The sequence below is a fragment of the Ereboglobus luteus genome, assembly GCF_003096195.1.
GTDB classification, from domain to species: domain Bacteria; phylum Verrucomicrobiota; class Verrucomicrobiia; order Opitutales; family Opitutaceae; genus Ereboglobus; species Ereboglobus luteus.
The window spans coordinates 3,800,331-3,822,019 of sequence record NZ_CP023004.1 but is presented as its reverse complement, the minus strand read 5'-3'; the positions used below and the strand labels follow the sequence as shown (position 1 = coordinate 3,822,019).

The 21,689-nt window shown below is 58.8% G+C and carries 17 protein-coding genes and 3 tRNA genes; 12 read left to right on the top strand and 8 right to left on the bottom strand.

The window, feature by feature from the left end:
* Nucleotides 1-50: 50 nt before the first annotated feature.
* The 6 genes from CKA38_RS13985 (at nucleotide 51) to CKA38_RS13965 (ending at nucleotide 5,570) form a co-directional block, all read left to right on the top strand.
* Nucleotides 51-743, top strand: coding sequence for an ABC transporter ATP-binding protein (locus tag CKA38_RS13985; RefSeq protein WP_108826116.1), 693 nt, complete (start codon nucleotides 51-53; stop codon nucleotides 741-743).
* A gap of 164 nt (nucleotides 744-907) precedes the next feature.
* Nucleotides 908-2,125, top strand: a complete 1,218-nt coding sequence (locus CKA38_RS13980) for an ABC transporter permease (protein WP_108826609.1) — start codon at nucleotides 908-910, stop codon at nucleotides 2,123-2,125.
* 117 nt (nucleotides 2,126-2,242) lie between these two features.
* The gene (locus tag CKA38_RS13975; RefSeq protein ID WP_108826115.1) at nucleotides 2,243-3,013 is read left to right on the top strand and encodes an enoyl-CoA hydratase; all 771 of its coding nucleotides are present in this window, start codon (nucleotides 2,243-2,245) and stop codon (nucleotides 3,011-3,013) included.
* A gap of 164 nt (nucleotides 3,014-3,177) precedes the next feature.
* Complete coding sequence (locus CKA38_RS13970; RefSeq protein ID WP_108826114.1) at nucleotides 3,178-3,882, top strand: response regulator transcription factor; 705 nt, start codon at nucleotides 3,178-3,180, stop codon at nucleotides 3,880-3,882.
* Nucleotides 3,883-4,029: 147 nt separating this feature from the next.
* On the top strand, nucleotides 4,030-4,620 hold the full coding sequence (locus tag CKA38_RS16610) for a hypothetical protein (RefSeq protein WP_236919052.1): 591 nt from the start codon (nucleotides 4,030-4,032) through the stop codon (nucleotides 4,618-4,620).
* The gene (locus tag CKA38_RS13965) at nucleotides 4,560-5,570 is read left to right on the top strand and encodes a sensor histidine kinase (protein ID WP_236919051.1); all 1,011 of its coding nucleotides are present in this window, start codon (nucleotides 4,560-4,562) and stop codon (nucleotides 5,568-5,570) included. Before CKA38_RS16610 ends, CKA38_RS13965 begins: the two co-directional genes overlap by 61 nt.
* A 291-nt stretch (nucleotides 5,571-5,861) precedes the next feature.
* On the opposite strand, the gene CKA38_RS13960 is transcribed toward CKA38_RS13965, so the two are convergent.
* Nucleotides 5,862-7,289 (bottom strand): MFS transporter, encoded by a 1,428-nt coding sequence (locus CKA38_RS13960; protein WP_108826113.1) that lies wholly within the window; start codon nucleotides 7,287-7,289, stop codon nucleotides 5,862-5,864.
* A 150-nt stretch (nucleotides 7,290-7,439) separates the two neighbouring features.
* On the bottom strand, nucleotides 7,440-10,130 hold the full coding sequence (locus tag CKA38_RS13955) for a glycoside hydrolase family 88 protein (protein ID WP_108826112.1): 2,691 nt from the start codon (nucleotides 10,128-10,130) through the stop codon (nucleotides 7,440-7,442).
* Nucleotides 10,131-10,359: 229 nt separating this feature from the next.
* Between CKA38_RS13955 and CKA38_RS13950 the strand changes: the two genes are divergently transcribed.
* Together CKA38_RS13950 and CKA38_RS13945 are read left to right on the top strand one after the other, a co-directional pair.
* Nucleotides 10,360-11,622 carry a M48 family metallopeptidase gene (locus CKA38_RS13950; protein ID WP_108826608.1) on the top strand — a complete coding sequence of 421 codons (1,263 nt, stop codon included), beginning with the start codon at nucleotides 10,360-10,362 and terminating at the stop codon, nucleotides 11,620-11,622.
* 21 nt (nucleotides 11,623-11,643) lie between these two features.
* Entirely contained in the window at nucleotides 11,644-12,552 is a 909-nt protein-coding gene (locus tag CKA38_RS13945; RefSeq protein ID WP_108826111.1) for an endonuclease/exonuclease/phosphatase family protein, read from the top strand.
* On the opposite strand, the gene CKA38_RS13940 is transcribed toward CKA38_RS13945, so the two are convergent.
* From CKA38_RS13940 to CKA38_RS13920, 5 genes are all read right to left on the bottom strand, one after another.
* The gene (locus CKA38_RS13940; RefSeq protein ID WP_108826110.1) at nucleotides 12,542-14,326 is read right to left on the bottom strand and encodes a SulP family inorganic anion transporter; all 1,785 of its coding nucleotides are present in this window, start codon (nucleotides 14,324-14,326) and stop codon (nucleotides 12,542-12,544) included. The two genes, CKA38_RS13945 and CKA38_RS13940, sit on opposite strands and share 11 nt — an antisense overlap.
* A 170-nt stretch (nucleotides 14,327-14,496) precedes the next feature.
* Nucleotides 14,497-15,594, bottom strand: a complete 1,098-nt coding sequence (gene queA, locus CKA38_RS13935; protein WP_108826109.1) for a tRNA preQ1(34) S-adenosylmethionine ribosyltransferase-isomerase QueA — start codon at nucleotides 15,592-15,594, stop codon at nucleotides 14,497-14,499.
* A gap of 186 nt (nucleotides 15,595-15,780) precedes the next feature.
* A tRNA-Thr gene (locus tag CKA38_RS13930) sits at nucleotides 15,781-15,856 on the bottom strand.
* A 152-nt stretch (nucleotides 15,857-16,008) separates the two neighbouring features.
* Nucleotides 16,009-16,254 carry a hypothetical protein gene (locus CKA38_RS13925; protein WP_108826108.1) on the bottom strand — a complete coding sequence of 82 codons (246 nt, stop codon included), beginning with the start codon at nucleotides 16,252-16,254 and terminating at the stop codon, nucleotides 16,009-16,011.
* A gap of 88 nt (nucleotides 16,255-16,342) precedes the next feature.
* Nucleotides 16,343-16,417 (bottom strand) — tRNA-Lys (locus tag CKA38_RS13920).
* Between the two features lie 258 nt (nucleotides 16,418-16,675).
* Between CKA38_RS13920 and CKA38_RS13915 the strand changes: the two genes are divergently transcribed.
* Together CKA38_RS13915 and CKA38_RS13910 are read left to right on the top strand one after the other, a co-directional pair.
* A complete protein-coding gene (locus CKA38_RS13915; RefSeq protein ID WP_108826607.1) occupies nucleotides 16,676-17,281 on the top strand; it encodes an RNA polymerase sigma factor in 606 nt (201 codons plus the stop codon).
* Complete coding sequence (locus CKA38_RS13910) at nucleotides 17,278-18,033, top strand: anti-sigma factor family protein (RefSeq protein WP_108826107.1); 756 nt, start codon at nucleotides 17,278-17,280, stop codon at nucleotides 18,031-18,033. The genes CKA38_RS13915 and CKA38_RS13910 overlap by 4 nt, the downstream gene beginning before the upstream one ends.
* 196 nt (nucleotides 18,034-18,229) lie before the next feature.
* On the opposite strand, the gene CKA38_RS13905 is transcribed toward CKA38_RS13910, so the two are convergent.
* A tRNA-Leu gene (locus CKA38_RS13905) sits at nucleotides 18,230-18,317 on the bottom strand.
* 206 nt (nucleotides 18,318-18,523) lie between these two features.
* Between CKA38_RS13905 and CKA38_RS13900 the strand changes: the two genes are divergently transcribed.
* Complete coding sequence (locus tag CKA38_RS13900; protein ID WP_161554922.1) at nucleotides 18,524-20,830, top strand: tetratricopeptide repeat protein; 2,307 nt, start codon at nucleotides 18,524-18,526, stop codon at nucleotides 20,828-20,830.
* Nucleotides 20,831-21,028: 198 nt separating this feature from the next.
* Nucleotides 21,029-21,640 carry an acyl carrier protein phosphodiesterase gene (locus tag CKA38_RS13895; protein WP_108826105.1) on the top strand — a complete coding sequence of 204 codons (612 nt, stop codon included), beginning with the start codon at nucleotides 21,029-21,031 and terminating at the stop codon, nucleotides 21,638-21,640.
* Nucleotides 21,641-21,689: the final 49 nt, after the last annotated feature.

Genomic DNA, 21,689 nt, shown 5'->3' with positions numbered 1-21,689 from the left:
CACCGCCCCTGCATTTATCGCATCAAGCAACTCGTAGCATCCGACACACAATGCCTTCTCCACTAATCAGACTCCGCCAGCTCACGAAAACCTACGGCACGGGCGCGGCCGCATTTCAGGCCCTGCGCGGCATCGACCTCGACATCCAGCGCGGAGAGTTCGTCGCCATCATGGGACACAGCGGCTCCGGCAAATCCACGCTCATGAACACACTCGGCTGCCTCGACACGCCCACCAGCGGCAGCTACCGCTACGAGGACATCGCCGTCGAAACCCTCACCGCCGACCAACGCTCACTCCTGCGCCGTCACGCACTCGGCTTCATCTTCCAAGGCTTCAACCTCCTCGCCCGCACCAGCACCGTCGAAAACGTTGAACTCCCGCTCCTCTACCGCGGACTCTCCCGCCGCGAACGTCACGAAAAAGCGCTCGCCGCCATCGACTCCGTCGGCCTCGGTGAAAAACTTCGCAACACCCCCGCCGAACTCTCCGGCGGCCAGCAACAACGCGTCGCCATCGCCCGCGCCATCGTCACCGAACCCAGCACGCTCTTCGCCGACGAACCCACCGGCAACCTCGATACCACCACGACCGTTGACATCATGAAACTCCTCACGCGCCTCAATGCCGAACGCGGCATCACGATCATCATGGTCACCCACGAGGACGACGTCGCCGCCTATGCCAAACGCATCGTCCGCATCAAGGACGGCCTGATCGAGTCGGACACAAACCGCCTGTAAAATCACATTTCACACGCCCTGGAAGCCACTCACCACATTTCAGATAATTTTCGATTTTGGATTCTCGATTTTCGATTGCGCGCTACCGCGCGACATCGAAAGCGAAAACGGAGCGGAAGCTCCCAATCCAAAATCGAGAATCCAAAATCGAAAATTCCCACACCATGTTCTCCACCACACTAAACGCCCTGCACATCGCGCTCCGCGAAATCCGCCGCAACGTCACGCGTGCCTTCCTCACCATGCTCGGCATCATCATCGGAGTCGCCGCCGTCATCACCATGGTCACGCTCGGCGAAGGCACCACCAAGGCGGTTGAAAACCAAATCTCCAGCCTCGGCAGCAACCTCCTCATGCTCCGCCCCGGTGCCGGCTTCGGCCCGCGCCAGCCCAACATCCCCAACTTCACCGAGGGCGACGTCACCGCCATCTCCGAGCAAGTCCCCGGCATCGCCTCCATCGCCCCCGTGCGCAGCTCCTCCATGAGCACCGCCTACCTCCAAAACGCGCGCGCCACCAGTGTCACCGGCACCACCGAATCCTATTTCAGCATCAACAAATGGACGCTCGCCGAGGGCCGCCTCTTCGACAAATCCGACTACCGCGAAGGCGCCGCCGTCTGCGTCATCGGCAACACCGTCCGCAAGGAACTCTTCGGCACGGACAGCCCCATCGGGCAAAAAATCCGCGTCGGCAACGCCTCCTGCACGGTCATCGGCCTGCTCGCCGCCAAAGGACAGATGGGAATGGGCGACCAGGACGACACCATCATCGTCCCCCTCACCACGCTCCAGCGCCGCCTCACCGGCCACACCGGCGCGCACGACATCACCATGATCAGCATCTCCGCGCAAGACGGTGCCAGCAGCGACCGCATGATCACCGAAATCACCGCTCTCATGCGCCAGCGCCGCAACCTCCAGCCCAACCAGGACAACAATTTTAACGTATTCGACACCCGCCAAATCGCCGAAACCCTCAGCTCCTCCACGCGCATGATGACCATGCTCCTCGCCGCCGTCGCCGGCGTCTCGCTCCTCGTCGGCGGCATCGGCATCATGAACATCATGCTCGTCTCCGTGACCGAGCGCACCCGCGAAATCGGCATCCGCCTCGCCATCGGCGCGCGCGCCCGCGAAGTCCTGCTCCAATTTCTCGTCGAGGCGACAACCATCTCGTGCATCGGCGGACTCCTCGGCATCGCCCTCGCCATCGCGCTCTGCTACGGACTCGGCATGCTCATCAACGTCCCCGTGACCTTCAACGCCCAAATCAACATCATCGCCGTCGTCTTCAGCGCCGCCGTGGGAATCCTCTTCGGATTCACCCCCGCCCGCCGCGCCGCCAAACTCGACCCCATCGACGCCCTCCGCCACGAATAGAAGAGCTGAAAACCTGAAAGCCTGAAGGCTGAATTCAGAACCGCGGCAAATCACGATGCTCTGTATGCTTCAGCCTTCAGGCTTTCCGTCCTTCAGTCTTTCCTCAAACTGTGCGGCATGGACAACAACATCGCCGCCAGCCTGGACCAAGGCATCCTGCAAATTCTAATAACGAGGCCCGAAAAGAAAAACGCGCTCACCTCCGAAATGTATTCGGCGATCACGCGCGCCCTGCTCGACGGCGAACAAAACCCCGACGTCCGCGTGATGCTGCTCGGCGGCGCCGGTGGCAATTTCACCGCCGGCAACGACCTCGGCGATTTCCTTCAAAACCCGCCCGCCAAAAACGACGCGCCCGTCTTCAAATTTTTCGAATGCCTCGCCGGCCTTGAAAAACCGCTCGTAGCCGCTGTCGAAGGATTCGCGGTCGGTATCGGCACCACGCTCCTGTTGCACTGCGACCTGGTTTACGCCGCGCCGAACGCCCGCTTCATCCTGCCCTTCACGAGCCTGGGACTGAGCCCTGAGGCCGGTTCGAGCCACCTGCTGGCGCAACGCATCGGAAGCGCGAAAGCGTCCGAGTTAATCCTGCTCGGCGAACCCCTGACCGCGGAAAAAGCGCTGACGCTCGGCCTCATCAACGACATGGTCACCGAAGGCGGCGTGATGGAGTTCGCCCTTGCCCGCTGCGCAAAACTCGCCGCGCAACCCGCCTCCGCCGTGCGCGACGCCAAGGCCCTGTTGAAAAAAACAACCAAACCCGCCCTCACCGACGCCATCGCACGCGAAACCGAAGTCTTCCTGCGCCGCCTCTCCTCCCCCGAGGCAAAAGAGGCGCTCTCCGCCTTCACCGAAAAACGCAAACCCGACTTCAGCCGCTTCAAATAGCGTTCCCGGATGAAGGAAATAGGGAGGGCATAGCCCTTTCTTCATCCACGCTAAAGGTTTGCCGTGCTATTATCCGGATTCAAAAAACACATATCCTGCCTTCACCGTCTGCCGGCGTATTCTTTTTTCACTCTTCACCATTCACCTTTCACTCTTCCTCCACCATGCGCCTCCTTGTAATCGAAGATGATCCCGCGCTTCAGCGCAGTCTTGCCGCCACGTTGCGCGAGGAAAACTATGCCGTGGATACCGCGAGCGATGGCGAGGACGGACTCTACAAGGCGCGGGAAAATACCTACGACGTTATTCTCCTCGATGTCATGCTTCCCAAGCTTGATGGCTGGGGCGTCCTTGCCGCGCTTCGCGACAACGCCACACCCCAGGGCGCGGGCGCCAAACCGGGGGCGGAAGCGATTTCAAAAACGCCGATCCTGATGCTCACCGCGCGCGACACCGTGCCCGATCGCATTCGCGGACTCGATCACGGCGCCGACGATTATCTCACAAAACCCTTCGACATCGACGAACTCCTCGCGCGCATCCGCGCCTTGATACGCCGCAGTGCCGGGCAAACTTCATCCCTCGTTGTCCTTTCCGGCGGCATCACGCTCGACACCGCCGCGCGCCGCGTCACCAACGCGGGCGGCGTGGAAATTCCTCTCACCGCGCGCGAGTATTCACTTCTTGAATACCTGGCTTTGCACCGGGGCGAGGTTGTCTCGCGCACCACTCTTTACGAGCACCTCTTCGACGAGGACGACGACACCTTCTCAAATCTTCTTGATGTTCATGTTTCCAATCTTCGAAAAAAACTCGATTCCGACATCATCCAAACCCGTCGCGGCCATGGATACAGCGTGGAAAAGTAGAGGTTGGAATTTTATAAATCAGAAATTCAATTCCCGCGTGCGCATCCAGATCACAAAGCACTTCAAACTTTTTTCCGGTTTTAGACGTCACTTTTCAACCGCACAGTAACCCGCTTTCTAATTCCTAGATACTGTTTCTTCTTTCCCATGGCTTCCTTTCTTCACTCCATTCGCTGGCGCATCCAGGCGTGGCACGGACTCATCCTCCTCGTGATGATTGTCGCTTTCTGTTTCACCGCGTGGCGTCTCGCATGGGATGCCACTCAGCGTCGCATCGACAGGGACCTTCGCGCCACCGAGCACCGTCTTTTTCGCGGTCTCATGATTTCCGCGTTTGGGCAGGACAACTTTGAATCCAACGACGCGACAACCAGCGACACGGACACCCGGCCCCGTCCCACACCGGCCGACCTCATGCTTCGGATGCGTGATAGAAATCGTCCAGTCACGCTTTCCCCCGAACTCGATGAATATTTCGCAAACACCGCCCCCGGTTACGGCTACTTCGTTATTCGCAACCACGACGGATCCATCCTTCTCCAGTCGCAGAATGTGCCCGATGACTTTGTGTTTCCTCCGCCCCCGTCCCGCAGGACAAGCGCGCAGGGAAACGATGAAAAACGCTCCGCCCCGAGCCGCTTCGCACACTCAGGACACGGCGCGAGGCCATTCGTGGCGTGCCCGAAGGAGCCGCCATTCTCACCGGGCGCGACATCACGCCCGAACTCGCCGAAATGAACCGTCTCGCGTGGAAACTCGCCGCCGCCGGCCTTGGTATCTGGCTTCTCGGTCTGGCAGGCGGTTGGTGGATCGCAGGGCGCGCCATTCGCCCGATTCGCGCCATCAGCCACACGGCCACCCGCATCGCCGAGGGCAACCTCGACGAACGCATCGACACCCGCGACGCCGAAAGCGAGCTCGGCCAGCTCGCCACCGTTCTCAACGACACCTTCGCGCGCCTCCACGCATCCATCGAGCAGCAAAAACGCTTCACCTCCGACGCCTCGCACGAACTGCGCACACCCATCTCGATTCTCATTGCTGAAACGCAGCGCATCTTGAAACGCGATCGCACGTCAGCCGAATATCGCGAAACCCTCCAGACTTGCGCTGACACTGCCGCGCGCATGCGACACCTCGTTGAAGCGCTGCTCCTCCTCGCCCGTCAGGAAGCGCCGGGGCGAAACTTCAACACACAGACACGGGTTTCCTGCGACCTTGCCGACATCATGCGCGACACAGCCCGCCAGCTCGCGCCTCTCGCCGCCGAGCGTCACATCGAAATCGATACAACCGCTCTCTCGCCCGCTCCCTTGAACGCCGATCCCGCCACTCTCGGAATTATTGCCACCAATCTCATTTCCAATGCCATTCAGCACCATCATGTCGCGGGCAAAACCGGCGCGGGCGGACACATTCGACTGAAAACAGGCATCAACGAAAACAAGCAAACCTGCCTCATCGTTGAGGACGATGGTCCCGGCATCGCCGCCGAAGACCTGCCGCACATATTTGATCGCTTTTACCGGGCCGACAAAGCCCGCACGCACAACGCCGATCAGGCCCCGCACATCGGTCTCGGCCTGGCAATCGTCCGGCGTATTATCGAAAACCATCGGGGCACGATTGAAGCCCGCAGCGAACCAGGTCGGGGCACCGCCTTCGAAGTTCGCCTGCCGCAACAATGAATCGCATGGGCACTTGGCCCATTTAAAAGAAACTGCAGTCGCATTGGGCGGGGCATGCTGGCGCTGGCCAAGCGCGTTGAGTATTTCCGAATTACAACCGCCCCACTGAAGAACGGTCACAGTATTTCAATAATGCCATAGCGGAGACCGGGGTTTCTGTGCAGTCCGAAGTTGCGACAGGTTGTTTTTGCTGAATGAAGATTTCGTTATGCGTCAAAAACGAAGGCCGCGCATTCATGCGCGGCCTTCGGAGAGGGAAGAGTGCTTTTCTTTTGGTTTTGATACGGCGGATTACAAATCCGTGATCGGGGAGTATTTCGGAACGAGTGTTTTCATGATCGACCAGCCAACCAAGTAGGCCACGGCGCAGATGCAGAAGATCACAAAATAACCGGCGGGCTTGCCCACGAATCCAAGAAACGCCATCTGCGTCTCGTCGGCGTGCACGAACATTTTTCCGGCGCCTTTCTGCATGAGCATCGAGCCGATGCCGCCGGCCATGCCGCCGATGCCGGTGATGGATGCGATTGCTTTCTTGGGGAACATGTCGCCCACCGTTGAGAAGATGTTCGCCGACCATGATTGGTGAGCCGAGCAGCCGATGGAGATCAGGAGAATCGGGAACCACGGGGAAATCGTGCCAGTCGGTTGGGCAAACAACACCACCAGCGGGAAGAACGCGAATATCAACATCGCCTTCATGCGGGCGGAGTAGGGGTCCTGCCCTGTTTTATTGATGATGAGCGTCGGCAGTTTTCCGCCGAAGATGGACAGGACTGTGGTGATGGCGTAGAGCGTGAAAATGAGCGCAATGCCCAGGCCTTCCGACATTTTGATATTGAACTGTGCGTTCAGATACGAGGGCGTCCAGAACAGGAAGAACCACCACACGCCGTCGGTCATGAATTTGCCGACAGCGAATGCCCAAGTCTGGCGATATTTGAAGAGTTTTGTGAACGGCACTTTTTCGTCCGCTTGCGGTGCGGGCTGGCCGTCCTGCTCGATGTATTCAAGCTCGGCCTTGTTCACGTGCTTGTTTTTCGAGGGGGAGTCATACATGAACACCCAGAAGCCCATCCAGATGAAGCCAAGCGCGCCGATGATGACGAAGGACAGTTCCCATCCCCACGCCTTGGCGAGCAGGGGAATGCTCAGGGGCGCGAAGAGCGCGCCAACGGAAGCGCCCGCGTTGAAGATGGACGTCGCGAATGCGCGGTCCCTTTTCGGAAAATACTCGGCGGTCACTTTGATGGCCGCGGGGAAGTTGCCCGCCTCGCCGATGGCGAGCACGCAGCGGGCCACGATAAACGCCCACATGCTGACGGTGGCGATCACCACGACGACGTCGCCCGTTGCTTGGATGAGCTCGAGCTTGCTGCCCATGCCCACGTAGTTTTTTGTTATGACGCCGCACACGGCGTGCATGCAGGCACCGACCGACCAGAATCCAATCGCCCACAGATATCCCTTCCTGGATCCCATCCAGTCGATGAAGCGCCCCGCAAAAAGCATCGAGAAGGCATACACGAAGGAGAACACGGCGGTGATGTTGCCGTAGTGATCGTCGTTCCAGTGGAATTCAGGTTTGATAAACTCATCCCAAGTCAGCGAAAGAACTTGCCGGTCGAGATAGTTGATTGTGGTGGCGAAGAACAAAAGGATGCAAATTGCCCATCGGTAATTTGTCATCTTTTGCGCGGGTTGGGAGGGCTGGCTCATATTGTGTTGGGTTGTTAGTTGCGGGTTGTGGAAAGTGGGACTATTTACAGTAGGGAGGGCAAGTGCGGGTTATGGTCATTTTGGACTACATGCGATTGGGATGGTTTGAGTTGAGTGATAAGAATGGTGTTTCTGCGCTTTGCCTCATTATTACTTTTTCTTTTTGGAGGCCGAAGGTTTGTTCGCGGCGGTGATGCGGTTGATGGTCACGTTTTCCTGAACAAGCCCCTCAATGTGCTGGATGATGTCAGCACCTTCGACTCCATTGAAGGTGCAGTCGCGCAGGGTCACGTAGCGGATTGGGTTGTCGGGAAATCCCTTGAAGGTGAGGGCTCGCGGGCTGGACTGGCTGGTGATGTTTTGAACGGTGATGTTGCGCACGGTTGGCATGTGCCCGCCCTTGTCCGCCTCCTCATACCAGAAGTTGATGCTTACGACGGAGTCGGAGACACGACCGACACGGGTGTTGCGCATGTTGATGTTGTCGATCACGCCGCCGCGCACGGCGTTGGTTTTGATGCGAAGGGCTCGTTCGAGGTTGGGGCTGTCCATGCGGCAGTCCTCAATGTAGACATTGCGGCAGCCGCCGCTGATTTCGCTGCCGATGGCAACACCGCCGTGGCCGTCCTTCATCACGCAGTTGCGGATGATGATGTTTTGCGAGGGCGCGTTGAGGCGGCGGCCGTCGTTGTTGCGACCCGACTTGATTGCGATGCAATCATCGCCGGTGTCGAAATGCACGTTTTCGATGAGCATGTCGGTGCAGGACTCGGGGTCGATGCCGTCGTTGTTGGGACCGTGCGAGACGATTTTGACTCCGCGAATGATGGTGTTGGTGCAGAGCACGGGATGAATTCCCCAGAATGGCATGCGGTTGAGCGTGATGCCTTCGATGAGGATGTTTTCGCATTTGTAGGTTTGGATGAACGGCGGGCGGAGTGTTTCGCCTTTGCCGTAAACGCGTTTGTTGGGATCCATTTTTTCAATGGGCTCATTAGCCTCGCGCATGAGTTTTTTGCGGCTGGCGACGCCGGGGCGCCTGCCCTTGGCGATGTCGCTCATCGGCCACCAGTTTTCATTGCCCGCCTGACCGTCGAGAACGCCGTCGCCGGTGATCGCGATGTTTTCTTCCTCATAGGCGTAGATGAGCGGCGAGAAATTCATCAGCTCGACGCCTTCCCAGCGCGTGAAGACAACGGGCATGTAGGCGTCGGGATCGGTTTTGAAAAGGAGGCGCGAACCGCCCTCGAGGTGGAGGTTGACGTTGCTCTTCAGGTAAATCGGGCCGGTGACAAAAGTGCCGGGCGGGACGAGCACGGTGCCGCCCCCGGCGGTGTTGCAGGCGGAGATGGCGCGGCGGATCGCCTCGGTCGAGTCGCCCTTGCCGTCAACGGGCGCGCCGTATTCAACGATTGAATACACGCGGTCGGGGAAACCCGGTGCGTTGATACGTGAGAGGATGCCGGGCACGCGAGCCCAGGGATCGTTCGCGGCGGCCGCGACGGCGTTGAGTTCCTCGCGCGAGAGGCGTTTCTGCGGAGTTGCGCGGATGGTGCCGATTTTAAAAACGGGGCTGGAGGGAAGTGTTTTTGGCGTTTCGTTGATGTCGAGGAGCCGGTCGAATTCGATGCCGGCGAGAATAAACGGACCGGAGCCCTTGGGGTCGTTGTTGATGATGGGTTCGCTGAGATAGTATTCGTATGAACCGTCGCGTCCGTAGCCGAGGCCGGCGACCGCGCAGCATTGCGTGAGATCAATGGAGCCGTCGGCGTTGACCTTGACGAGCGTTTCGATGAGCCCGCCGTAGGCCTTGAGCGCGGGAGCCTCGTAGGTAGCGCGGTCGATGTAGCCGTGATTCATGGCCTTGGCCATCGTGTAGGCAAACATGGCCGTGGCGGTGGCTTCGAGGTAGTTGCCGCGGCGATGTGCCTGGTCGGTGACCTGCCACCAGCAGCCGGACTCGGGGTCCTGATATTTGATAACGCCGTCGAGAACGCTTTTCAGGATGGTGATAAGCTCGGCGCGCCGGGTCTTGTCGGCGGCGGTTTCATCGGGAAGAAAATCGAGCACATCGACAATCGCCATGGAATACCAGCCGATGGCGCGGCTCCAGAAATTGGGCGACTGGCCTGTTTCCTTGTTGGCCCAGCCTTGTTCGCGGGATTCGTCCCACGCGTGGTAATAGAGTCCGGTTTTTTTGTCGTGGGTGTGCTTGGCGCTGATGCGGAATTGCAGGGCGATGTCGTCGTAGGCGGCCTGGCGTTTTTCGGGAGCTTCGAGGGTTGCGGTGTATTCGGCGTAGAGGGGCGAACCCATGTAGAGACCGTCGAGCCAGATTTGGTGAGGGTAGCGTTTCTTGTGCCAGAATGCGCCCTCGCTCACGCGCGGATGTTTGCCGGGGTCGAGCTGGCGGCGCATGAGTTCGATGGTGTTGCGGTAGCGCTCGTTTTTGTCGGTGCGATAAAGATACTGCACAGTCACGCCGGGCGCGATGTCGTCGATGCTGTATTCCCCGGGTTTGAACCTGGCCACGCTCCTGCCGTCATCGGAGAGAAACGAATCGGTGGTGGCTTGGACAAAGGCACGGTAGCGCGGCTTGGGTTCGGCGAGGCGGTCGTCGAGATAGAGCATCGAGCGCAGTTCGAGAAAATTGGCGTAGTTCCACTTGCCTTTGGGCATGCCGTATTCATTGGTGGCGGAGAGGCGCGAGGCCTCGGAGTTTGCGTAGCGCACCGACCATTGAAGGGGCGTTGATCCCGAGAACTTTTCCGGGGCGGCTCCGATTGTGGCGGCAAGGGCGGTGGCCGCGAGGCAGAGAATAATCAGCGAATGTTTCGGCATGGCTGTTTTGTTTTTCTGGTGAAAATAAACGGGGCTACGGGAACTCGGCAAAAATGGCTTAAGGGCAAATTGCTGGATGAGGAAAGGCCGGAAGCGTCGTCATCGAAAGGGCCGGCGTCAATGCTTTTGGACAAGTGTCCGCAATTTTTTCCGTGTATTGCAAACAGGGTTGCGGTTTCGCGGAGCTTTCCCCTCGCGCTGGCGGCAAAAATCGTTGCACTCGCGTTTCATGATAACCAGCACAACAGCCCTGCTAATCATTATCATTCTTGTCGCGCTCAAGTTGGGTGCGGAAACCTGGCTCAGCCGCCTGAATAGCGCGGAAGTGCGGAAGCACATGACGGTCGCGCCCGCGGCGGCGAGCGCAATCATGGACGCGGAAACCTATCAAAAATCGACCGCCTACACGCTCGCCAAGGCCGGGTTTGGCAACATCGAGCGGGTGTGGGATTCGCTTGTGCTGGTGGCGTTGTTTGCGAGCGGCGTGTTGCCTTGGGCCTACGGATGCGTCACCTCGGCGCTGGCCGGCACTTTTCTCGCGGGCACTTGGGCGCAGGTTATTTTTCTGCTCGGGGTAGGCATTGCGTTGAGCGTGATTTCGCTGCCGTTCGACTGGTGGGGGCAATTTCGTCTGGAGGCGCGTTTCGGTTTTAACAAAAGCACGCCCGGCCTTTGGGTGAGTGACAAAATCAAGGGGCTGGTGATCACGCTCATCATCGGCGCGCCGCTGCTATGGGCGCTGCTTTCGCTTGTCCACTGGATAGGCGCGTGGTGGTGGGTGTGGGGCTTCGCGCTCGTATTCGGTTTTCAAATACTGATGCTCGTTCTCTACCCCAAGATCATCCTGCCTCTTTTTAACAAGCTGACCCCGCTGCCCGAGGGCGGGCTGCGCGACCGTCTCATGGCGCTTTCAGATCGCACTGGATTCAAGGCGTCCACGATTCAGGTCATGGACGGCAGCAAGCGCTCCGGTCATTCCAACGCCTTTTTCACCGGCTTTGGGCGTTTCCGCCGCATTGTGCTTTTCGACACACTCATCGAACAACTCGCGCCCGAGGAGCTTGAGGCCGTGCTCGCCCATGAGGTCGGCCATTACAAACGCGGACATATTCCGAAAACACTGTTCACAAGCTCGCTCATGATGCTCGGCGGTTTCGCGCTCATTGCGTGGCTGGCGAACAGCGCATGGTTCAACCCGGCGTTCGGTTTTGCCACGGGCGACCTGGCGGCGGCCTTCCTGCTTTTCTCGCTGCTGAGCGGACTGGTGCTTTTCTGGATCACGCCCGTCGGAAACTATTTCTCGCGCAAACACGAATACGAGGCCGACGCCTTCGCGCGTGACGCAATGAACGGCCCCTCGCCGCTCATCGGCGCGCTTCGAAAACTCGCGCAAAAGAACCTCTCGAACCTCACGCCGCACCCGCTTTACAGCCGTTTTTATTATTCGCACCCGACAGTTGTCGAACGTGAAACCGCGTTGAACAAAAATTAAAAACAAAAACTCCATTCTCCCATGAAATGCCGCATTGCATGGATTTTTCTTTTCAGCCTTTCGGTCCTTCATCCCTTCGGCCTTTCCGCTGAAACCCTCACGGTCGCCACCTACAACACGGCTAACTACACGCTGGCGGGGCGATTCGTTGATGGCGTTTACACGCGCGGTTATCCCAAGCCGGAAAACGAAAAACAAGCACTGCGCGCAGTCATCAAGGCGCTCGACGCCGATGTTATCGCGCTTCAGGAAATGGGAGCGCAGCCCTTCCTTGATGAATTGCGGCGCGACCTGAAAACCGAGGGTGTTGATTATCCCCATGCGATCGTGCTCGACGCGGCCGACGAAGCCCGGCACGTGGCCGTGCTTTCCCGCAAGCCGTTTACACGCGTGAGCAAGCATACCGATCTCGAATTCACGTATTTCGACACCACCGAAACCGTGAAGCGCGGCCTGCTCGAGGTGCGCGTGAACACCGCAGCCGGCGAACTGGCGCTCTTCATTGTGCACCTGAAAAGCCGGCTCACCGACCGCAAGGACGATCCCGAGTCGACTCAACGCCGCGCCGCGGAGGCGCGCGTCGTGCGCGACCGCGTGTTTTCCGTTTTTCCAAAAACCGACGCGCCCGACGCCCTCTTTATGATTCTCGGCGATTTTAATGACTCCAGGTCCAGCCCCGCCCTCCGAACCCTGACCAGGGAAAAACGCGCCGAGGTCATGCACCTGTTGCGCGCAACCGATTCGCGCGGCGAAGTCTGGACGCATTTTTACGGGAGGCAGGACACCTACTCGCGCATCGACCACATACTCGTTTCACCATCGCTGAAACGATTCGTGAAAGACAACGCCGCCCGAATCCACGACGGCCCGGGCGTGCGGGACGCCAGTGATCATCGCCCCGTTGTCGCGCGTTTCAACTTCACTCGGTAGGCGTGTCGCTCGCGCCGCCCTGCTTGGGTTTTCCCCCGGAAGCTGCCGCATCGCGGGCAAGCAGCGCCTTGGCTCGCTCGACCGCCGACGGCAAATCAGCTGCGACATTGTCATGCCCCACAGCGTCCAAAAACCCCGCCTTCTCCATCATAAAATAAGCCTGCGTGTGCGGCCCGCAAAGAATCATGTGCTTCTTGTGCTTGCTCAACTTGGCGTGCAAATTTTCCAGCCGGTCCAGCGCGGTCGAGTCCATTGCCGTCACTGCCGCCATGTGAAAAATGACAACCTGCGTGTCTTCGATTCCACGGCGCAAAACCATGTCGAGCTTGTCGGCCGCGCCGAAAAGCAACGCGCCAAACACGCGGTAAATCACCACGCCGTTCGGCAATTTTTCGGACAGCTCCTCGTGCTTTTCGTGGCCTGGCTGCCCCGCGTCGCTTTCGTTGCCCATCATCGACTGCACTTGCGCCGTGTCGGCCACGCGTTTCACAAACAAGACGCATGCCAAAAGCATTCCGAATCCGACCGCAGCCGTCAAATCGACGCACACCGTCAGGAAAAATGTGACCAGAAAAACCGCCGCGTCGCCGCGCAGGCGTTTTTTGAGACGGGTGAACTCTTCCCATTCGCCCATCTTCCATCCCACCGCGGCCAGCACCGCCGCGAACGTCACCAGCGGGATATGTTTCGCCAGCGGCGCGGCGATCAACAACACCGCCAGCAAAAACACCGCGTGCACCAGCCCCGCCACCGGCGTTTGCGCGCCGCTGCGGATGTTTGTCGCCGTGCGCGCAATCACGCCCGTCACAGGGATTCCGCCGAACAACGGCGTCACGAAATTCGCCACTCCCTGTCCCATCAGTTCCTGGTTCGAATCGTGCCGGTCGTCCGTCAAGCCGTCCGCCACCACCGCTGACATCAGCGACTCGATGGCGCCCAGCATCGCAATCGTCGCCGCCGGCACCACGAGGTTTCCCAATTGCTGCCAGTCAAAACGGGGCCACGCGAAACTCGGCAATCCCCGGGGAATCCCGCCAAACTCCGAGCCGATGGTCGCCACCTTGAACGTGAAAAATTGTTGCACCCATTCGAGCTGTGCCAGCCAGACGAGCAGCGTGCCGCCAACCACCACGACAATCGAGCCGGGCACATAACGCGCCCAGCGTGCCGGCCACCGAAAAAGCACCAGTAATGACATCACACCCAGTCCCGTGGTGAACCAATTGACCGACGGCGCCGCCTGTATCAGGGCCGCGATGCGCGGTAGAAATTCGCCCGGTTCCTTGTCCAGTTGCAGTCCGAAAAACGGCTTCACCTGCGTCAGCAAAATCGTGATCGCAATGCCGCAGGTAAAACCCGCGATCACTGGCTGGGGCACAAACCGGATCAACGTCCCCAAGCGAAACAATCCCATCGCAAACAGCATCACCCCCGCCATCATTGTGCACAGCAGCAAGTTTGCGAAACCGTAGTTTGCCGCGATGATTGCCAGAAGTCCGACAAACGCCCCCGCCGGCCCGCCGACCTGCACCTTCGACCCGCCTAAAAGCGACACCAAAAAACCGCCGATTATGCCCGCATACAAACCCGCTTGCGGCTCCACGCCCGATGCCACGCCGAGGCCGATGCACAGCGACAGCGCGACCACACCGACCGTCAACCCCGCCATCAAATCCTTGATGAACTTTTCCCGCGAATAGTCGCGCAGGCAGTCCAGAATCTTGGGCCGGAACCTGGCTAGTTTCACTTGGGAGGGATCAAAATCGAGAGACATAACGGGCGATGTGCATAAACAATCACGTCGGGTTTACCAAGACATAAAAAATCCCCGGCCAAGTGGAGGGTGTGGCCGGTCGTGCGCGCCGAGAATTATGAGGGGCTGCCACGGCGGTTGGCGACAGCCTGCCAACTGCGCCAATCACACTTTAATCACACCCTGGCTATTCACACAATCAACATGGCGTCGCCGTAGCTGAAGAAGCGGTATTCCTTGGCGATGGCCTCGGCGTAGATCTCGCGGATCCATGCGATCCCGTCGCTTGTGCCGGGCGAGAGGAATGCGGCGACGAGGCACAGGAGGGTCGAGCGGGGTTGGTGAAAGTTGGTGATGAGCGCGTCCACCCCGGCGAAGGTCGATGGCGGATAAATGTAGAGCGCGGCCTCATCGGCGAACGCGGAAGTCGGGGCGGTTGTCCCGGCGGAGTGTTTGCGGAAAAAATCCTCAATGGTGCGAACGCTTGTTGTGCCGACCGCCACGCGACGGCCGCGAGGGGAGAGGAGGGCGCTTTGCGTGGAGGCGGGTATTTCGTAGAGTTCGCGGTGGATCGGGTGTTCCTCGATGGTTGCGGTTTCTATGGGTTTAAATGTGCCAAGGCCGACATGAAGTGTGATGTCCCGCATGGCAACGCCGTCGGCGCCGAGACGCGCGAGGAGTTCGGGCGTGAAGTGCAGGCCGGCGGTGGGCGCGGCGACGGCGACCTGACGGTCGCGCGCGGCGTAAACAGTTTGGTATCGCTCGCGATCGGCTGCGCGGGTGTCGGGCGAATTATGCGCGGCGTCGCGATTGATGTAGGGGGGCAGGGGAATTTCGCCGAGGCGGTTGGCGACGGCGATGATTGACTCGTTGCCAGCGGTTTCGAAGCGGATGAGCGCGCCACCCTCCGAGTTTTTTTCGAGGATATGCCCGGTGAACTCGGTTCCGTGCGCGAACGTGGCGCCGACGGGAAGCTTCTTGCCGGGACGCAGCAGGCACCACCAGATGTTTTCTCCGCGCGCGGGCTCGGGGCGCAGCAGGAAACACTCGACCGCTCCGCCGGTGGGACGTTGCGCGCGCAGGCGGGCGGGCAGAACCGCGGCGTTGTTGCGAAAGAGCGTGTCGGTCGGCCGGAGAAAACGCGGCAGATCGGCGAAGGTGGCGTGTGTGAGCGTGCGCGCTGTGCGGTCAACGACGAGCAGGCGCGAGGCATCGCGCCGCCCGGCGGGCGTTTGCGCGATGAGGCGCGGCGGAAGCTGGTAGTCGAAGAGATCGGTTGAGAGAGGCACGGTGAGGGAAAGAGTGAAGAGTGAAGAGTGAAGAGTGAACGGTGAAAAGGATGGAGTTTGGTTGATTGTTGGCGGAATCGAAAGTTAGCCAAAAACGACATTTCACGATATTATGCGTCATAAACTGGCGCGAAAATTAATGCGCAAAAAAACCTCGCAACCCTATGGATTGCGAGGCCTTTAGAATGGAGCCGAGCATCGGACTTGAACCGACGACCCATGCTTTACGAAAGCATTGCTCTACCAACTGAGCTAGCTCGGCGCTGAAATTGAGAAACAGGGAGGAAACCCGCCATGCAGCCAAGCGCAAGCCAAAATCAATAACTGTGAGAAGTCACAAGCTGCGCAAAAAACATCCACGTGCACGGCAATCGTTTTTGCGTCTTTTGCGGCGTGTGGAGGCGAGCGCGATTTTCACTGCGGTCGCAACGCCTTGATCGCCGCGAATTGTTTTGGCGAAATCAACCGGCGGGGCACGCGTTTTTCGGCTTCGTAGAGCAGGCGGTCCCAATCCTCGTCGGTGGGCGGAGCGTAGGTTTCCCATTGCTTGAAATGCCCCTGTTTGCGCGTCCACTCGATGTTGCCGCCGTGAACGCTCACGTTGATTTGAAATTTGCCGTCCTCGGGCGTTTTTTTCCACCAGCCGAAATCGATAGCCATGTTGGATTTTTTTGGGATTCCGAAAGTTTTGGCTGCGCAACCTTCGGCGCTTCAGCCGTTCAGTTCTTCAGCTCTTTGATTTTCACGCTGGTGGGTTGACAGGGATTCGAACCCTGAACCAACGACTTAAAAGGACGCTGCTCTACCGTTGAGCTATCAACCCCCAAGCGTTGAAAGGGGATGGAATAAGGTTTTCTCACGACACCTTTGCAAGAGTTTTTTCCACACTAATTGAAATACACTGATGGCATTTTTCTGGCATGCGTCGAAAAACACTGGATTATCCACGCAAAACGCAAAATACATCCAATAAAAAACTCGTCTGGCAAAAAAATCGCGCCCCTCGCGCGCACCAACACAATTTCAACTGAAGAAAGTGGGAACAATCGAAAAATACGCGCATCAAACTTCCGTTGAACGTATGTCGACGAAAGCTCAGGATGTTGCCCTCGATCAATTGCTGGTGAGCCGCTTTAAAAATGGCGATCACTCCGCTTTTGATGAAATGGTGTCCCGTTACTGGGACCGCATTTACGCAATGGTGCACCAACTTCTCCGCAATCCGCAAGATGCCGAGGAGGTTACGCAAGACGCCTTCATCCGTGCCCATCGCGGCCTAGAAAACTTCCGCGGCGAGTCCGCCTTCTCGACATGGCTTTACCAAATCGCCACCAACCTCGCCCGCAACCGGTATTGGTATTGGTGGCGCCGCAAGCGCGACAAAACCATCTCGTTCGACCAGCCCGTCGGCGATGACAATGAAACGCCGCTTGCCGATGTGTTTGTGACAGACGAGATGGACACTCCCGACAATGTCACAATCAACCAGGAATTTGTTGACCAGATCGCGGCCGCGATGGAACGGCTCAACAAAAAACACCGCGAAATCCTAATACTCCGAAACATCAAAAACCTGTCCTACGAAGAAATCGCCGGCGCGCTCGGCATTTCCGTGGGCACCGTCAAAAGCCGCATCGCCCGTGCGCGCGAAAGCCTCAGGGCCAAGATGGGAGCTGAATTCAAATGAAAGACAAACGATTCATCGAATTGGTCAACCTCTGCGTTGATCACCAACTTACCCCCGATGAAGCCCGCGAACTTGAGACCGAGCTTCACGCCAATCCCGCGCGCCAGCGCACTTATCTGCAGTATTGCCGCATGCAAAAAGCCTGCTCGCAACTCTTCGAGTCCGAGCGCGCCCACGCCCCCGCGACGCCCCGCCTCGCTCGCGCGCTTGCCAGCGCAAATCGCAAAATCACACACACACCAGTTCGCACGCCCTCCTCGTGGTGGCGCAACCCGTTCGCCATCGGCGGACTTGCCACGGCTATGGCCGCGTGCGTGGCGGTCTTTGTCATTCACCGCGCGACGCCCTCGCATACCCAGCCCGCGCTTGCGCCCGTCGTAGCCACAAGCCCCGCGCTTGCTTCCGACGCACAACCATCGGTGGCGGTCGCCGCTGTGATTGCAGCGCCCGTCCGGAAAACACCCGCGCCCGCGGCGATCCCCGTGCAGCCGCAACCCAAGCGTTTTCGCCTTCCGGTGGTCACCAGTTTTTCCGCGGAGCAAAACACCGCGCCCCTTATTGAGGACTCTGTGTTCGCATGGACAAAGGACGTGCAACTGCGCCCCCTCCGCAAAGTGTCCACCGAGGACATAATCGCCAGGTTTACCCGATTGGAAAACAAGCCGATAAACGCATCGCTCCTTCACGTCCCCGTGGCCGATACCCGAGATCTCGACGCAACCGAAATGACGGTGATCGAGTTCAAGCGGTAATCGACGGCACGACTCCAGCCTCCGCGCGGAGAATTACGAGGGACAGCCGCGGCGGTTGGCGGATGTTGAGCGCGCCCGGTAACGGTGTTTCGCGCGTTAGCGACAGTCTGCCAATCGGCCTGCCATTGACCGCGCCTAAAGAATAAACCCCATTCGCAAATGGTATCGCACAATCGGCGGGGTAGTGCGCTAGTCATGGTGCCAGGAGCGGGGGTCGAACCCGCAAGCCTTTAGGGGGCGGCGGATTTTGAGTCCGCTGCGTCTGCCAATTCCGCCATCCTGGCCCGGATGGTTTGCGCATGCGCGCAAGAACGTGACGCTAGGTGCGCGAGGTTCCTTGTAAATCGAAAAATTTTCGAAAAGCTCAATGCGTGTTTCAACCAGCTTGGGTGACCACGGAATGCCTTCTGTTTGTTATGTCACATTGTTGAAAAAGTATTATTTCGTTTTGCGTGAAAAATGCTGGAGTGCTTTTCATCCGAATCGCCCTGTGACGAATATCCATGACACCACCGTCACCTCCCAAGCCCGCGCGCCGGCTCACCGCTGGCGGATTTGGGCGGCTGTGCTTGCGCTCGTGTTGGCCACGGCGGCGGCGTATCACAACTCGTTTTCGGGAGAGTTCCTCTTTGATGACATCTGGTCGATTCCACGCAATGAAAGCATCCGGCAATTGAGCACGGCATTTTCGCCGCCCAGTGCTTTTGGCGAAACCGTTTCGGGGCGGCCTCTGTTGAACTTTAGTTTTGCCATCAATTATAAGATCAGCGGGAAGGAGGTTTGGAGCTATCATCTCGGCAATCTCCTCATCCATGTTGCCGCGGGGCTGTCGCTATTCGGCCTGGCGCGTCGCACGTTGTTGCGGCCCGTGTTGCGCGCGTATTTTGGCGGGGACGCATCCACGCTTGTCGCGTTTGTCATTGCGGCGCTTTGGCTGCTGCATCCGTTGCAAACCGAATCGGTCACTTACATCGTGCAGCGCGCGGAGTCGTTGATGGCGCTGTTCTACATCCTCACGCTGTATTGTTTTGTGCGCGGCGTGGATTCCGCCGGGGCGCGGACATTTTGGCTCGCGCTCTCCGTCGCCGCGTGCCTGCTCGGCATGGCCTCCAAGGAGGTGATGGTTTCAGCGCCGCTGATGGTTTTTCTTTATGATCGGACGTTTGTTGCCGGTTCGTTCCGCGAGGCTTGGAAGCGCCGGAAAATTTACCACGTGTTGCTGGCGTCCACATTGTTGCTGCTCGGCTGGTTGGTCTGGCGCGCGGGCGGGCGTGGCGGCACCGCGGGCTTCGGCACGGAAACAACGGTGTGGACTTACGCGCTCACGCAAATCAAGGCGATTCCCCATTATCTGCGCCTCGTTGTCTGGCCGCGCGGACAGGTTTTTGATTATGGCTCCGGTGTGATCACGCGCGTTTCCAGTGTCTGGCCGCAGGCGTTGCTGTTGGTTGCGTTGGTCGGGGCGACGGTGTGGGCGCTCATCCGGAAGCCGATGTTTGGGTTTCTGGGGTTTTTGTTTTTTGCAGTGCTTGCGCCCTCGTCGAGCGTGATTCCGGTGGCCACGCAAACCATGGCCGAGCATCGCATGTATTTGCCCCTGGCCGCGGTGGTGAGTGTGATTGTTGTCGCGATGTGGTTGCTTGCGGGTCGGCGTTCGCAATGGCTTTTGGTTGCGGCGGCGGCGGTGCTTGCGGTCGCGACATTCCAGCGCAACACGGTCTATGGCGACCAGTTGGGTTTATGGCGGGATGTCGTGGCAAGGGTTCCCGGCAACGCCCGGGCGCACAACAATCTTGGCAACCTCTATGCGGAGGAAAACATGGCGGAGCAGGCGCTGATTCATTGCCGCAGGGCCATCGAGCTCGATCCCAATTTTGCCCAAGCCTACAACAATTACGGCTACGCTTTGTCCAAGCTCGACCGGTATCAGGAGGCGCTTGCCTATTATGACAAGGCGCTGGGGTTTCGGGAGCACGGCTTCGAGGTCACGCTTGCCAATCGCGGTTATTCACTTTTTTGCCTGGGCCGTTTGGATGAGGCGGCGGCGGATTTTATCGCGGCCCTTAAAATCCGTCCCGACTACGAGACGGCGCTCAGCAACTATGGCAATGTGCTTTGCAGCCTCGGGCGTTATGACGAGGCGCTTGCCATGCTCGACAAGGCCGTGGACATTGATCCGAAATTCGCCTCGGCGTGGAACAATCGCGGCAATGTCTTTTCGACGCTCGGAACCGACACGAACGAGGCGCTGCGCTGCTACAAACTCGCCGCCGAGCTCGATCCGAAGCTCTGGGCCGCGGTTGACAATGTGGCGCGCTATTTGCTCGCGCTTGGACGGCCCGGGGAGGCGGTTCCTTATTTTGAGGCCTCGCTCCCGATATCCCCCGATGCGGGCGCCTCGCATTTCGGACTAGGCACCGCCCTCATGCTTTCCGGAAGGCCGGCGGAGGCGGTTTCGCATTTTGAGCGGGCGATTGCGAGTCGACCGACCGCCCTCTGTCATCACAACCTCGCTGTGGCGTTGTTCAACACCGGTCGCGCGGAGGAATCCATCGCGCACTTCGAGGCGTCGTTGCGCCTTAATTCACGGGAGGCATCCGCGCATCACAATTACGCCGGCGCGCTTGCGGCGCTTGGGCGCATCGAGGAGGCTGTCGCCGCGGAAAATGCCGCGCTGCGAATCGCTCCCGATTTTGCGCTGGCGCGCGAGCAGCTCGATCGTCTCACCGCGCGTCTTGGGGCCGGTGATGTTTCTCTCAATTCCAGCGACCGCTCGATTGATTCCCCGAAACATTGATTCACAATAGTGCCGTGCCGGGCGCGCCTTCCAAATGCGATTTTGGGATTTTGGGATTTGCGACATCTTGGTTTTGATAGTTACGTTCACATGAATGAAATCCGGACGCTTTCGCATATTCATGGGAAATCAAAACCAGCCATGTTGCGGCCCGCGTTGCGCATTTTGCTTTTGCATTAACGGAACCCCGCTTTGCGCATGAACTGGCTCGCGCATTTTTTGCTTTCGGAACCGTCGCCGCGTTTTCGCATTGGCAACGTGCTACCGGACATCATCGGGCCGGCTGCGATTTCGAGCATGGATATCGAATACAGGCGCGGGGCGGCGTGCCATCACGCGATTGACGATTTCACGGATTCGCACGCGGTCGTGCATCGGAGCATCTCCCGGTTCGCGGGCGTGCCGGAATTGCGTCACATGGGCGGCGTGCTCACAGACATGTTTTACGATCATCTGCTCGCGCAGGATTGTTTTTGGAAAAAATACTCGCCCGCCGTGTCGCTGCCGGATTTTGCCGCGCAGATTTATGATGGGATAAGGGCGCTCGAGCACGAACTTCCCGACGCCGCCCGTTCGCGTCTTCGCCTCATGTGCGAGCATGACTGGCTGGTTTCATATCGCGACATCGAAAAAATTCGACTCGCATTGCAACGCATGGGCTCGCACTTGCGGCGGCCTGTTGACCTGTCGGTGGCGATGCCCGTGTTTGAGCGTGTCCGCGAGGCGTTTTCGAATGACTTCGCCGAGTTTTTTCCCCAATTGGTTAAGCATGTTTCCGAAACTGGGTTTTCCGATGCGATGCAGTTGTGATCAAAAGAGCCGGGACGGCATGTTTCGGAAAACCCTCTCAGCACAAATA

Coding starts and splice junctions, on each gene's coding strand:
- CKA38_RS13975 (WP_108826115.1), top strand. CDS start 2,243: ATGGACAACAACATCGCCGCCAGCCTGGACCAAGGCATCCTGCAAATT.
- CKA38_RS13910 (WP_108826107.1), top strand. CDS start 17,278: ATGAAAGACAAACGATTCATCGAATTGGTCAACCTCTGCGTTGATCAC.
- CKA38_RS13945 (WP_108826111.1), top strand. CDS start 11,644: ATGAAATGCCGCATTGCATGGATTTTTCTTTTCAGCCTTTCGGTCCTT.
- CKA38_RS13960 (WP_108826113.1), bottom strand. CDS start 7,289: ATGAGCCAGCCCTCCCAACCCGCGCAAAAGATGACAAATTACCGATGG.
- CKA38_RS13970 (WP_108826114.1), top strand. CDS start 3,178: ATGCGCCTCCTTGTAATCGAAGATGATCCCGCGCTTCAGCGCAGTCTT.
- CKA38_RS13940 (WP_108826110.1), bottom strand. CDS start 14,326: ATGTCTCTCGATTTTGATCCCTCCCAAGTGAAACTAGCCAGGTTCCGG.
- CKA38_RS16610 (WP_236919052.1), top strand. CDS start 4,030: ATGGCTTCCTTTCTTCACTCCATTCGCTGGCGCATCCAGGCGTGGCAC.
- CKA38_RS13925 (WP_108826108.1), bottom strand. CDS start 16,254: ATGGCTATCGATTTCGGCTGGTGGAAAAAAACGCCCGAGGACGGCAAA.
- CKA38_RS13950 (WP_108826608.1), top strand. CDS start 10,360: ATGATAACCAGCACAACAGCCCTGCTAATCATTATCATTCTTGTCGCG.
- CKA38_RS13980 (WP_108826609.1), top strand. CDS start 908: ATGTTCTCCACCACACTAAACGCCCTGCACATCGCGCTCCGCGAAATC.
- CKA38_RS13915 (WP_108826607.1), top strand. CDS start 16,676: ATGTCGACGAAAGCTCAGGATGTTGCCCTCGATCAATTGCTGGTGAGC.
- CKA38_RS13985 (WP_108826116.1), top strand. CDS start 51: ATGCCTTCTCCACTAATCAGACTCCGCCAGCTCACGAAAACCTACGGC.
- CKA38_RS13895 (WP_108826105.1), top strand. CDS start 21,029: ATGAACTGGCTCGCGCATTTTTTGCTTTCGGAACCGTCGCCGCGTTTT.
- CKA38_RS13955 (WP_108826112.1), bottom strand. CDS start 10,130: ATGCCGAAACATTCGCTGATTATTCTCTGCCTCGCGGCCACCGCCCTT.